The 11,259-nt window shown below is 68.5% G+C and carries 14 protein-coding genes; 13 read left to right on the plus strand and 1 reads right to left on the minus strand.

The window, feature by feature from the left end:
- Positions 1-38: 38 nt before the first annotated feature.
- The 8 genes from ACFQ36_RS07375 to ACFQ36_RS07410 all read left to right on the plus strand — a co-directional run bounded on the left by ACFQ36_RS07375 (position 39) and on the right by ACFQ36_RS07410 (position 5,924).
- A complete protein-coding gene (locus ACFQ36_RS07375; RefSeq protein ID WP_377012138.1) occupies positions 39-746 on the plus strand; it encodes a cysteine hydrolase family protein in 708 nt (235 codons plus the stop codon).
- Positions 743-1,510, plus strand: a complete 768-nt coding sequence (locus tag ACFQ36_RS07380) for a hypothetical protein (protein ID WP_377012140.1) — start codon at positions 743-745, stop codon at positions 1,508-1,510. Before ACFQ36_RS07375 ends, ACFQ36_RS07380 begins: the two co-directional genes overlap by 4 nt.
- The gene (locus ACFQ36_RS07385; protein ID WP_377012142.1) at positions 1,507-2,319 is read left to right on the plus strand and encodes an MBL fold metallo-hydrolase; all 813 of its coding nucleotides are present in this window, start codon (positions 1,507-1,509) and stop codon (positions 2,317-2,319) included. The genes ACFQ36_RS07380 and ACFQ36_RS07385 overlap by 4 nt, the downstream gene beginning before the upstream one ends.
- A gap of 68 nt (positions 2,320-2,387) precedes the next feature.
- Positions 2,388-3,308 (plus strand): polysaccharide deacetylase family protein, encoded by a 921-nt coding sequence (locus ACFQ36_RS07390; protein WP_377012144.1) that lies wholly within the window; start codon positions 2,388-2,390, stop codon positions 3,306-3,308.
- Positions 3,308-3,733, plus strand: a complete 426-nt coding sequence (locus ACFQ36_RS07395; protein ID WP_377012160.1) for a cupin domain-containing protein — start codon at positions 3,308-3,310, stop codon at positions 3,731-3,733. The genes ACFQ36_RS07390 and ACFQ36_RS07395 overlap by 1 nt, the downstream gene beginning before the upstream one ends.
- 58 nt (positions 3,734-3,791) lie before the next feature.
- Entirely contained in the window at positions 3,792-4,553 is a 762-nt protein-coding gene (locus ACFQ36_RS07400) for an aldolase/citrate lyase family protein (RefSeq protein WP_377012146.1), read from the plus strand.
- A gap of 31 nt (positions 4,554-4,584) precedes the next feature.
- Complete coding sequence (locus ACFQ36_RS07405; protein WP_377012148.1) at positions 4,585-5,202, plus strand: cupin domain-containing protein; 618 nt, start codon at positions 4,585-4,587, stop codon at positions 5,200-5,202.
- Between the two features lie 2 nt (positions 5,203-5,204).
- Positions 5,205-5,924: an aspartate/glutamate racemase family protein gene (locus ACFQ36_RS07410; protein ID WP_377012149.1), complete on the plus strand. Its 720-nt coding sequence runs from the start codon at positions 5,205-5,207 to the stop codon at positions 5,922-5,924.
- Positions 5,925-5,928: 4 nt separating this feature from the next.
- On the opposite strand, the gene ACFQ36_RS07415 is transcribed toward ACFQ36_RS07410, so the two are convergent.
- Positions 5,929-6,840 carry a polysaccharide deacetylase family protein gene (locus ACFQ36_RS07415; RefSeq protein ID WP_377012150.1) on the minus strand — a complete coding sequence of 304 codons (912 nt, stop codon included), beginning with the start codon at positions 6,838-6,840 and terminating at the stop codon, positions 5,929-5,931.
- A 100-nt stretch (positions 6,841-6,940) separates the two neighbouring features.
- Here ACFQ36_RS07415 and ACFQ36_RS07420 point away from each other — a divergent pair, with 100 nt between their 5' ends.
- The 5 genes from ACFQ36_RS07420 to ACFQ36_RS07440 form a co-directional block, all read left to right on the plus strand.
- Positions 6,941-8,314 (plus strand): hypothetical protein, encoded by a 1,374-nt coding sequence (locus ACFQ36_RS07420; protein WP_377012152.1) that lies wholly within the window; start codon positions 6,941-6,943, stop codon positions 8,312-8,314.
- A complete protein-coding gene (locus tag ACFQ36_RS07425) occupies positions 8,311-8,499 on the plus strand; it encodes a hypothetical protein (protein WP_377012154.1) in 189 nt (62 codons plus the stop codon). Before ACFQ36_RS07420 ends, ACFQ36_RS07425 begins: the two co-directional genes overlap by 4 nt.
- The gene (locus ACFQ36_RS07430; RefSeq protein ID WP_377012155.1) at positions 8,492-9,904 is read left to right on the plus strand and encodes an amidase; all 1,413 of its coding nucleotides are present in this window, start codon (positions 8,492-8,494) and stop codon (positions 9,902-9,904) included. Before ACFQ36_RS07425 ends, ACFQ36_RS07430 begins: the two co-directional genes overlap by 8 nt.
- A gap of 593 nt (positions 9,905-10,497) precedes the next feature.
- Positions 10,498-10,848, plus strand: a complete 351-nt coding sequence (locus tag ACFQ36_RS07435) for a hypothetical protein (protein WP_377012156.1) — start codon at positions 10,498-10,500, stop codon at positions 10,846-10,848.
- Positions 10,849-11,052: 204 nt separating this feature from the next.
- On the plus strand, positions 11,053-11,259 hold a 207-nt coding region (locus ACFQ36_RS07440), incomplete at its 3' end, for a hypothetical protein (protein ID WP_377012158.1).

Raw genomic sequence — 11,259 nt, forward strand, 5'->3', positions numbered from 1 at the left:
CGCGGCCGGCACCGAACCCACCAAGAAGGAACGCAACCATGATTGAACTCTGCGGAAAGCTTGTACGCGATACGCTCGACGAACTGCTCGACCCGGCCACCACCGCGCTTGTGGTGATCGACATGCAGCAGGGGGCGGTATCGGCCGGCGGGGCCATCGGCGACTCCGGCCACGACCTATGCATGATGCCCGCGGTGGTCGAGGCCTGCGGGCGGGCGATCACGGCAGCCAGGGCGAACGGCGTGCCCGTCTTCCATATCCGGGTCGAAAACCTGCCCGACGGCGCGAGCTCGCCGGCCGCATGGCTGCGGGCCCTGTATACGGCAGCCAACGGCCGTCCCATCGATCTGGGCAGGCTCAGCCTCAAGGGTGATCCGGCAACCGAGTTCTGCGCGCCGTGCCTGCCCGAAGACGGGGAGGTGGTCATCACCAAGCGCCGGCCCAGTGCGTTCGTAGGTACCGAGCTCGCCCTGCTCCTGCGCAGCCAAGGAATCGAGTCCGTGGCCCTGGTCGGGGTCTCGACGGGAGGGTGCGTCGAGGCCACGCTCCGCGACGCTGTGCACAACGACTTCTACGCCGTCCTGCTCGAGGACGCTGTGGGCGCATACGACACCGTTGTCCATGACGCGGCTTTGACGGTCATGCGGGCGCGCCATGACGTGTGCACCCTCGACGAGGCCGTCGCCGTCTGGGAGTCCGTATCCCGCGAGGCGTCCGCGCCGATGAGAACGCATGGCGCGCGATGAAGCGGTCCACCGCGGAGTTCCCGTGCTTCGGCCCCGGGCCCGCCGCCCTGGGTGGGGCACGGATCCACCTGCTGGGCGCCGACATCCTGCTAAACGAGCGGGTCAGCTGGTGCCCGCCCGGCGTACGGAGGAGCCAGCCGGTCAGCTGCTACCTGGTCAGGGGCCGTTCCGGTTCGGTGCTCGTTGACACCGGCATCCGCCTCCATGAGCCCCGGATCCTGCGGCAGCTCGACGGCCTGCTTGCCCCGGGGGAACCGCTGTCCATCGTGCTCACGAGGACCGAGATGGAATGCTGCCTGAACCTTCCGGCCATCGAGGCCCGGTTCCCCGTCGAAGCCGTGTGGTACACGGGCGGCATCACCGTGCCCCGGGCTGCGGCCACGGCCAAACGTGTCTCGGTCGAGCCGGGAACTTCGCTCGAGGCCGAAGTCATGGACGGCGTCGTCCTTGAGTTTGTCTCACCCCTGCTCCGCCTGCTTCCGACACTGTGGGTCTTCGACCCGGAATCGGAAGTGCTGCTGACCTCCGACGCGTTCACGCATGGATCCGGGGCCGGCTCGGACCCGCGGGACGGACTGCACAAGTTCCGCTGGTTTTCGGAAGCGGATACGCGTCCGATCGCGCAGGATGTCGTACGGACTGTCCGGGGACGGGGAGTGGCCGCTATCGGTCCCGGTTACGGCGCCCCGTTCGTCGGCAGGGAGGAATGCGCCCGGGAGGCCGAACGCCTGGCGGCGGCCATCAGTGAAATGGGGTCCAGGTGAGCGGCGAAACAGGCAAAGCCCGGCTGATTGCCGACGGTGTCCACTGGCTGGGCGGGTGCCTGACGGCCAATGCCCAGGGGCGGGAGGTCCACTACCACGTCTCCGCCTACCTGGTGGTCGGAACGAAGGCTTCGATTTTGGTCGATACCGGTGATCCGGCACACCTGCCGCTGGTCCTTGGACAGCTGGGCGCTGCCCTCGCCGGGCGTCCGCTGGACTACATTTTCCCCACCCATCCGGAAATCCCCCATGCCGGCAACCTGCCCGGACTGCTTGGCAGGTATCCGTCGGCGCTTGTCGTTGGTGACGTGCGCGACTACCAACTGCACTTTCCCGAACACGAGGACCGGTTCGTGCGCAGGGCGGCAGGGGAATGCATTGACCTCGGTGGCCGCAAGTTCCGGTTCGTGCCGGCCTTCATTCGCGACCTCGAAAATACGCTCTGGGGCTATGACAGCGGGGCGGGGATGCTGTTCGTCTCGGACGGGTTTTCCTACATCCACGATGTCCCTGCACCGGAGGAGGACGAAGAGCCGGTGCACCTGCCCGGGCAGTGCCGGCTGCTCTCCGGCGAGATGCCGGCCCCTCCGACCGTCGAGCAGGCGGCGTACGGCACGGGCCGCGCGCTCTACTGGACCAAGTTCGTCGACGTCAGCACGGCTTTCCAAGGGATCAGGGACACACTGGATGCCTTCCCCACCCGGCTGGTGGGCCCGGCCCACGGCAACGTGATCGACGATGTCGAGGGAATGCTCAAGACCTCGCTGGCAGCGCATCAAAGGGTCTACGAGGGAAGAAGCTCTGTATAGTGAAGGAACATCAAAATATTGAATCCAGTCCCGTGCCGGGATGCCGACGAGCTGCGAGGAGTGAGTCAATGCGAGACCTCATCGGATATGGGGAGAACCCGCCGATAGTCAAGTGGCCGAACGGTGCCAGGGTCGCTGTTTCCCTCGTGCTCAACTATGAGGAAGGGGCGGAGAGCTCGATCGAGGCCGGCGACGAGCGCGACGAAGACATCTCGGTCTTTGGCGGGTGGTCTGCGGATCCCAGCCGGCGGAGCCTTATGAAGGAGTCGTTCTTCGAGTACGGCAGCCGGGTCGGTATCTGGCGCTACCTGGGCATGCTGCGCGAATACCAGCTGCCGGCGACCTTCATGGCCTGCGGCGCCGCCCTCGAGCGCAATCCCGAGGCGGCCCAGGCGATCGTGCGCGACGGCCACGAGATCTGCGCTCACGGCTACAAGTGGCGGGGGACAGTCGGGATGACCCCGGCCGAGGAACGTGCCGAGATCCGCGCCGCGGTGGCCGCGATCCAGGCCGTCGCCGGAGTAACACCGGTGGGCTGGTATGTCCGCGAGGGCATTACCGAGAATACGCGGACGATCCTGGTCGAGGAGGGATTCCTTTACGACTCCAACTCCTACGCGGATGACCTGCCGTATTTCGTCCAGGCCGGCGAGGCCAGGCACCTCGTGCTGCCGTACTCGGGCGATACGAACGACGGCCGCTTCTGGGGCACGGGCAGCCTGGGGACAGGGGAGGACTTCTTCACGGTCCTGAAGGACAGCCTCGACTGCCTGCTGATCGAGGGCGCGACGGTGCCGAAGATGATGTCGGTCGGCGTGCATCTTCGCATCGGGGGCCGACCCAGTGTTGCCTACGGGGTCCGGCGCTTCCTGGAGTACGCCCTCGCCCAGCAGGGCGTGTGGTTCGCCACGCGCGAGGAGATCGCCCGCTGGTGGCTCGAACACCCTCCGGTGGGGCACGCCGAGGCAGCCTACGAGGGGGTGGCGTGATGGCAACCGCCAGCAAGGGGGAAGCAGGGACCGATATCGCGCGGCTGGTGCGCAATGTGGACCAGCAGGGCTTTGCCGAACTCGACAAGATTGGCCTGAACGGCCAGCGTGACCAGGGACTGGTGTGCACGCTCATTTCCCGCGACCTGAGTGGTTCCGACGACCTGTGCGTCAGCTGGGGGCGGATCCTCCCGGGCCAGCACCACCTGTGCCACCACCACCCCGACGCGTCCGAATTCTATGTTGTCCTCTCCGGAACGCCGCTCGTCCACCTCGGCGACACCGAATACCGCGCCCGGCCCGGTGACGGCATCTACATCCCACGGGGCACGAAGCATGGCATTACGAACGACACCGATACCGAGGTCGACCTGATCGTCGGCGTCAGCAAGCCCGCGGACTGGCAGTTCATCCCCGATGAGTGAGGATGAGCACCGTTCCGTCGGCAGCAGTGTCCGCAGACGATCGTTAGGAGAACGTCCCATGTCCCATGATGCCGGCATGCAGACGCCGGACCGCAGGGTCGGCCTCATCACCGCCGACCCGACTCCCACCCTGCTTGCCCTTTTGGCGCACACAAGCGTGGATTTCCTCGTCCTTGATGCGGAGCAAACGGGAGTGACGGTCCAGCAGTGCCGTGACGTTGTGCAGTGGCTGGCAGGGTCCGCGGTACAGGTGGCGGTCCGCGTGCCCGACCTGCAACCAAACACACTCGTGGCGTTCGCCAACGCCGGCGTGGGGGAGATCGTCCTTCCGCAGGTGCGCAGCCTCGACGAACTGGAGCGTGCCCACGAGGTGACGCGGTACGCTCCCGAGGGGTCGCGTCCGCGGCAGGCGTCCCAGGCCTCGGCCTTCGGCATGGACTACTCGCGTCCACCGCGGATCACTGTGCTGTTCGAGACCGTCGAGGCGGTGGACCGGGTAGAGGACTTCGCCGCTTCCCCCGTCTTCGGCGGCGGCTGGGTCGGGCCAACGGACCTGGCGGACGAGCTGCATCGTCACCGCCGCATGGATCCGGATGCCTTGGAAAACGCCATCCAGTCGGTGGTCGACGTTCTCTCGCGCGCCGGCCACAGCGTCGGGCTCCCGGCCTCCGGCATCGCGGGGGCGGCAAGCGTGTTCACCCGCGGGGCCGACCGCTGCGCGGTGTACTGGGAGCGGGAGTTGGCATCGATGCTGACACATTATGCGGCATCCCGGGAACTGCAGCCTCAGGGGGTTGACGATGCGTCTTCGATATACTGACGATAGTCGGATGCTCAATGAAGGAGGCGCCGTGGACGGCACGGAAGCGGCGGACACCGATGCCGCCCAGGCCTTGGACCGCGACTTCTGGATCGCCCACCTCGGCGCGATGATCAAAAACCAGCGGCTCGGCCGGTTCACGGTGGAGGAACTCGCCGAGCGGGCCGGGGTCAGCGCCGGTTTGATCAGCCAGATCGAGCGGGGCATCGGCAATCCCTCCTTCGCCACGCTCCTGCGCCTGGCGAATTCCCTCGACCTCCCGCTGGCCAGCATGTTCACGAATCCGAACGAGGGCCGGGAGCACATGCTCGTGCGCCGGACGGACAGGCGGCGGATTGAAATTCCGTCGCAGGGCATCAGCATGGAACTGATCGTCCCGGACACCGACCGCAAGCTGGGCGTGGTCAGCATGACGATTCCCGCCAACTTCGATGGCTCCCACGTCCCGCACTCCCATGAGGGCGAGGAGTGCGTCCTGGTCCAGGCCGGCACGCTCGTGGCCACCGTGGCGGGGCAGGACTCCACGCTGGGGCCCGGCGACAGCCTGACCTATGACGCCTCCCTCCCGCACTGGTGGAGCAACCACACCGAGTCCGCGGCCGTTATGCTCGCCATCTCCACCCCGCCCTCCCTCGGCAAGGCCCACTAGGCATGGGTGCGCCGGGTCCCTCGTCGCGCTTGGGCATCCTCGTCCCCTCATCGAATTCGAATGCGGAGTCGATGACCGCCGCGATGCTCGCGGGCCATCCGCACATCGGAGTCCACTACAGCCGTTTCCGGCTGCCGCCCAGCCTCGACGACGCCATCGATGTGAACGTGCTCGGCAACGCCCCTTCCTTACTTGGCGACGCCGAGGTGGACGCGGTCGCGTTCCACGGAACGTCGGGTTCATGGACGGGCCTTGCAGGTGACCACGCCCTGTGTGCGGCACTGACCGCAGCGACGGGGGCGCCTTCGACCACCGCCTCCCTGGCCGTCCTGGCGGCCCTGCAGGCCCTCCCGGCCGCCCGGGTCGCCGTGGTCTTCCCCGGCCCGGCCGACATCGTGCCGCTCATCCGGGGGGAGTACGCCCGGAACGGCATCGACGTGGTCCACACGTCCGTGCCGACCACGGTGATGTCAAACCCGCAGATCGGCCGGCTGAGCCGCCGCGATATCGATGCCATGATGCGGCCGGCCTTCGCAAACGGCGCCGACGCCGTCGTCTGCATCGGGACCAACCTCCGCTCCGGCTACCTCGCCGCCGATTTCGAGGCGGAGTTCGGGGTGCCCGTCGTCGACAGCGCCGCCGCTACGCTCTGGCACCTCCTGCGGCTCGCGGATGCAGCCGGCCCCATCCCCGGCTGGGGCCGGCTGCTCGCCATGTCCTGAGGGCTCAGGCCGGCGTGTCGCCGCCGGTCTGAGCCAGCCACCAGCTGACAATCTCCTCGCGCGTGGCAAACCACGCCCCGCTGCCGCACGCCTGGGCCAGGAAGCGGTCCAGGGCGGCAGCGTAGGCCGGCCGGCCGATCAGGCGCGGATGCAGCCCGACGCTCAGGACCGAGGGACCGGTGCGGGCGTCGGTGAGCATCATGTCCAACGTGCCGATGAGGTGGCCCGCGAAGGCGCCGGCGGTGGGAAACAGGCTGAGGAGGCCGGAATCGTTCGTGTCACCGGCATAGGGCAGCACCGGCAGCCGGGGGTTGTCCGGACCGGACCCCCAATGCGGCAGGTCGTCATTGAAGCTGTTCGATTCATAGGTGAATCCTTCGGCCGCAAGTATCCGCCGCGTGTGCGGGTTGAGCCCGTCGCGCGAGTACCAGCTGGTGGGCCGCACCCCGGTGCTCGCGGTGATGGCATCCCGGGACCGGACAATCAGCTGCCGCTCGTCCTCGGCACCGAGGCCGGCATGGGTGTCCCATTGATGGCCGTGGTTGGCGATCTCATGGCCGTCCCTGGCCAGCGCAGCCGCAATCTCCGGGTTCAGCTGCAGCGCCACGGCGCAGCAGAAGGCGGTGGCCCGGACCTCGTGGCGCTGCAGGATCCGCAGGAGACGCCAGATGCCGGCCCGCGAGCCGTACTCGAAGGCGGACTCCAGGGTAGGGTTGCGGGCGCCCGGGACCGTGCGGCCGGGCACCCAGTGCGCCCCCGAATCGTCGGCGGAGTCGCCGCGCGCCACGCTGCGCTCGGCCCCTTCCTCGACGTTGATGACCAGCGAGACCGCCACCCGGGCGCCGCCGGGCCAAAGGAAGTCCGGCGGGCACTCGCCATAGCCAATGAAGTCGCGCGTGGTGGTCTGCCCAGGCAAGCCGGTCTCCCCTCGGTTGAAGACGGGTATTCCAAGTTTCCAGAGTTGCGTTTATGGTGAAGAAACTTCGATATTCTGAAAATAACTGACAGGGAGGGCAATGTCCACGCTGATTCGGGGCGGGACCCTGGTCCCAGGCACCGGAGATACCGTTATCGAGGATGGCGCACTCGTGCTGCGCCACGGCCGGATTGCCGATGTCCTCCATTGGTGGGATCCGGTACAGGAGTTCGCGGGGGAGACAATCGATGCGGCCGGATGCGTGGTGATGCCGGGCCTGACCAACTGCCACACCCACGGGGTCACCCCCGGACCGCTCTTCCCCAGCGCCGCCGCCTGTCTCCCCGGGGAGGCGTGGATGCGCAACCTCGACCGCCACCTGCTGGCGGGAACCACCACGGTGCTCAACCTGTGCGGTTTCGCCGGCATGGACGAGGTGCGCGAGGCGGACCGGCGCCACGCGGTCCATGTGCGCGGCGCCACGAGCCACCTGCCCGCGGCTTTCCAGGCGGCAGACCGCACGGACGGTCGCGGGCTGGGCGACCGGGCACGCACGCTGAGCGTCGAACAGATGCTCGAGGACGGGGCCGTGGCCATCGGGGAGCTTGGGGGAGGACAGACACTGGGCGGGGGAGGGCAGGACCTGGTCTATATCCCCGCCGCCATCGAGAAGCTCACCGGCGTGCGGATGCGGATCGACCAGGCACGGCGCCTGAAGGAAGCGGTCCTCGGCCGGTTCATCGACGCCTCCGCCTACGACGCCGAGGCCCTCGAGGGCGCGGCGCAGGAAGCGGGGCTTTCCGGCCGGCTCGGTACCTCCGAACTGCGGACGCTGATCGAAGAATGCGTCCTGCCCTCGGTGGTTCCCGCTATCGAAGGGATCCGGGAAGGAGTGCTCGCGGCCGCGCGGCTGGGCGTGCCCGCCATAGTGCACAGCGGTGCCGCCACGGCCGGTGTTATGCGGGAGCTCATGGACACAACGCGGGGGAGCGGGGTCCGGGTGATCGCGGCCCATGCCAATCATCCGTCCCATACCCCCGCCGAGGCCTTCGAGCTTGCCTGCCTGGGGCGGGACAACGGCTGGCCGGCCGAGGCATCCGTGTTCGACCTCCTGCATCGCCGGCACACCGTCACCACCCGCGAGCATTGGGACCTGCTGCTGGGCGAGCCCGGCCTGATTTCGGTGCTCGCCACCGACTACGGGCGGGACGGCGACCACGACGAACTGATCGCGGCCGTCCAGGACGTCTTCGCCCGGGGCTACCGCTCCCTCGCCGGTGCCGTGGCCATGGCCTCGTCCGCCATCGCGGACCTGATCCCCGGAATCGCCCCGAACGGCGGGCGCCTCCAGTCCGGCTGCGTGGCGGATGTTGTGGTCGCCAATGCGGACGATTTCAGGGATGTCAGGTACGTGTTCGTGGACGGCATCTGCGTAGTGCGCGAAGGGAAGCTCACCGAGGAGGCACACAGATGACTGATTCGCTGGGACCCGGACACCGGGAACGCATCCTCGCCATCGTTGACCAGACCACGGCGCAGCAGGACTGGTCGGCCCTGGAGCGGGCCTACCGGGACTTCAGGCATGGCATGGACGAACTCCGTGAGTACTTCGGACAGCTGCGACCGGCCGCCAATGAAGGGGACAGTACCGGTGACTGAACCATGGGAGCTCGGTATTGCCGAGGCCGCATCGCTGATCCGGGCACGCCGGCTGGGCGCCGTCGAACTGCTGGACTCCGTACTCGGCCGCCTCCGCAGCACCGAGGGGTACGCCCGGGCCTGGGCCCATGTCGATGAAGACGGGGCCAGAACTGCAGCCAGAGCCGCTGACGCGCAGACAAGCAGCGGCGAAACCCCCGGTCCCCTCCATGGCATCCCGGTCGGCGTCAAGGACGTCATCGACGTCCGCGGCATGCCGACCGAAGGGGGGTCTGCCGCGCTGCGGGGGAACGTCGCAACCTCCGACGCCGGCGCCGTCCGCAGCCTTCGCCGCAATGGCGCGGTCATCCTGGGCAAAACGGTGACGTACGAGTTCGCCTTCGGCCAAGGCACCCCGCCCACGCGCAACCCCTGGGACCCGGGGCGGTACGCCGGGGGATCCAGCGTAGGCTCCGGAGTCGCCGTCGCGGTGGGGAGCGCACCCGGCACCCTCGGTACGGACACCGGAGGATCTGTGCGGAATCCGGCGGCCGTCAACGGACTCGTCGGACTCAAGCCGACAACCGGGCTGGTCGATGGCTCGGGAGTCCTGAACATCAGCCACACCCTGGATCACATCGGACCCATTGCCCGCAGCGTCGCCGACTGTGCCGCACTGTTCGACGGGATGCTGAACGAGGGCGCGCTCGGGCGGACCGGCGGACCGCTGTCGGGACGAATCCACCGGCTTGACCGGCCGGTCCGGATTGCCGTGGACCGCGCTGGCTGGTCGCAGTGGGGCGTGGCGCAGGAAGTCCGCTCCGTCCTGGAAGGGGCACTCACCGTCCTGCGCGATCTCGGAGCGGAGGTCCTTGACGTAGCGGTTCCGGAGCTGGCCATGGCCCTTCCCGCCAGCCTTGCCATCTCCCTGTCGGAAGCCGCCGGCCACCATGGCACACGACTGCGCCGTGACCCGCAGGCGTACCTTCAGGGCACCAGGATCATGGTCGAGACGGGTGCGCTGGTCTCCGCCGACGACATCCGCCTGGCCCGGGAGATGCGCGGCCACCTGCGGCAGTTCCTCTCCGGCATGATGGACAACCTGCGCGTCGATGTCCTGATTTCGCCCACTCTTCCGGCCATCGCCCCGATAGCGTCAGAGATGTCCCAGGAGCTGACCGGAGACGCGTCGCAGGACTCGCTCGCCGGCGCCCTGAAAATGCTTGCCGCGGCAAATCTGACGGGGATGCCGGCGGCGAGCGTGCCATGCGGTTTCGCCAGCGGCCAGCCCGTGGGAATGCACGTGATGGGACGGGAGTTCGCCGACGTTACGGTACTGGCCGTCGCCCGTGCTTACGAGGACGCCACGTCATGGCGGCTCCGGGTGCCGGTGAAGGAACTGCCGTTGCCTGTGCCATCCGGCTGAGCGCTGGCCTGCCGGCCGGTTCCTCCATCGCTGGCTGCGGATCGCCGGTACCCTCGCCGGCTCAAAGCCGCCCGTGTCAGCGTCTTATCCTGCGCCGGCCGGCGGCGCCTCCACAGCGCCCAGCTCCATGCCCACGCATGTTGGACGTTGGCTGTCTCTCCGCTTGTGCTTGGGCCGAGGCGGCCGACCTCTACATGCGCCCGGCCGGCGCGCTGCTCTTGGCCACGACCGCACAGGCTCCGGCCAGCAAGTCATAGGTCTCCTGGACGCATCCGGGGGCAGGCGGGATCAAAACGCCGGCCGTGCACCAGCGCGTCCAGGTGCACGTCCGCCGCGTTGGTCACGCGGTTTCCGTCCCGGCCGTGGTCTCCCGTACCTGCGGGACGGGCCTGCTTCTGCTGCCGCCCGCTTCTGCGGATCCTATGTGCCCCGGCGCCGGTTGGAAGGGGAAGCTGCGTCGAAGCGAGGCACACCCCGACAGGAGCAGATGCTGGCATACCCTAACCTCGCCGGGCAGCAAATCGGGTGATGGACATCGCCCCGGACAGGGCCCGGCAGCCGTACCTCCCCTCCTTCATGGCACACTTTCTGGCATGGAGCCCATGGATTGCCTGGTCATCTACGTCCCGACCGAAGCTGCGCACGCTGTCCGCCAGGCCATTGGCGACGCCGGGGCAGGCAGGGTGGGCAACTACTCGCACTGCTCGTTCAGCCTCGAAGGCACCGGCCGCTTCACCCCGCTGCCCGGCGCAAACCCGGCCATCGGCGTCGTCAATTCCCCCGAGGAGGTGCCCGAAACCCGGATTGAGGCGATTTACCCGCGCTCCCGGCGCAATGCCGTCGTCGGTGCCGCACTGTCCGCGCATCCGTATGAGACGCCCGCGTTCATGACCTTTCCGGTCGATGCCAGCCTGCCGCCGGAAGGCAACGGGTCCGGCTCGTAGGCGAAGCCGTCGCTGGTGAATCCGCGGGGATCGGGCTGCCCGGCTCGCGGGTTTCGAGCTCAGCCGGGCGCGGGCCGTGGCCGGGGACCGGCTGCTGCGCCGGCTCGTGCCCGGATGCCTTCAGGAGGGTCAGCCGTCTCCAGCCGCTGCGGGAGCCCGCCCGGCCGTAGCCTGGCTGTCGGTACCGGTCCCTATGCTTGCCCGGTGAAGCTTCCGGAAAAAATCACCGCCGGCCTTGCCGTCGGGGCGGGGGTGGGGGCCGCCTCATCCGCCGCCAACGCGGCGGCGGCCCCCGTCGGGTACCTTGCCGACCGGGTGGCGGAAGCCGGAGGGCTGTGGCTTCAGGCCGCGGGGGCCGCCGGCGTGGTGGCCAATGCCGGCTGTCTCTGGGCCGGGGTGGCGGTGGTGGCG

Source organism: Arthrobacter sp. GCM10027362 (assembly GCF_042679445.1).
Lineage (GTDB): Bacteria > Actinomycetota > Actinomycetes > Actinomycetales > Micrococcaceae > Crystallibacter.

Bases quoted from the DNA above. Each gene is read 5' to 3' on its own strand.
- ACFQ36_RS07420 (WP_377012152.1), top strand. From the start codon at position 6,941: ATGTCCACGCTGATTCGGGGCGGGACCCTGGTCCCAGGCACCGGAGAT.
- ACFQ36_RS07400 (WP_377012146.1), top strand. From the start codon at position 3,792: ATGTCCCATGATGCCGGCATGCAGACGCCGGACCGCAGGGTCGGCCTC.
- ACFQ36_RS07410 (WP_377012149.1), top strand. From the start codon at position 5,205: ATGGGTGCGCCGGGTCCCTCGTCGCGCTTGGGCATCCTCGTCCCCTCA.
- ACFQ36_RS07375 (WP_377012138.1), top strand. From the start codon at position 39: ATGATTGAACTCTGCGGAAAGCTTGTACGCGATACGCTCGACGAACTG.
- ACFQ36_RS07395 (WP_377012160.1), top strand. From the start codon at position 3,308: ATGGCAACCGCCAGCAAGGGGGAAGCAGGGACCGATATCGCGCGGCTG.
- ACFQ36_RS07380 (WP_377012140.1), top strand. From the start codon at position 743: ATGAAGCGGTCCACCGCGGAGTTCCCGTGCTTCGGCCCCGGGCCCGCC.
- ACFQ36_RS07390 (WP_377012144.1), top strand. From the start codon at position 2,388: ATGCGAGACCTCATCGGATATGGGGAGAACCCGCCGATAGTCAAGTGG.
- ACFQ36_RS07435 (WP_377012156.1), top strand. From the start codon at position 10,498: ATGGAGCCCATGGATTGCCTGGTCATCTACGTCCCGACCGAAGCTGCG.
- ACFQ36_RS07425 (WP_377012154.1), top strand. From the start codon at position 8,311: ATGACTGATTCGCTGGGACCCGGACACCGGGAACGCATCCTCGCCATC.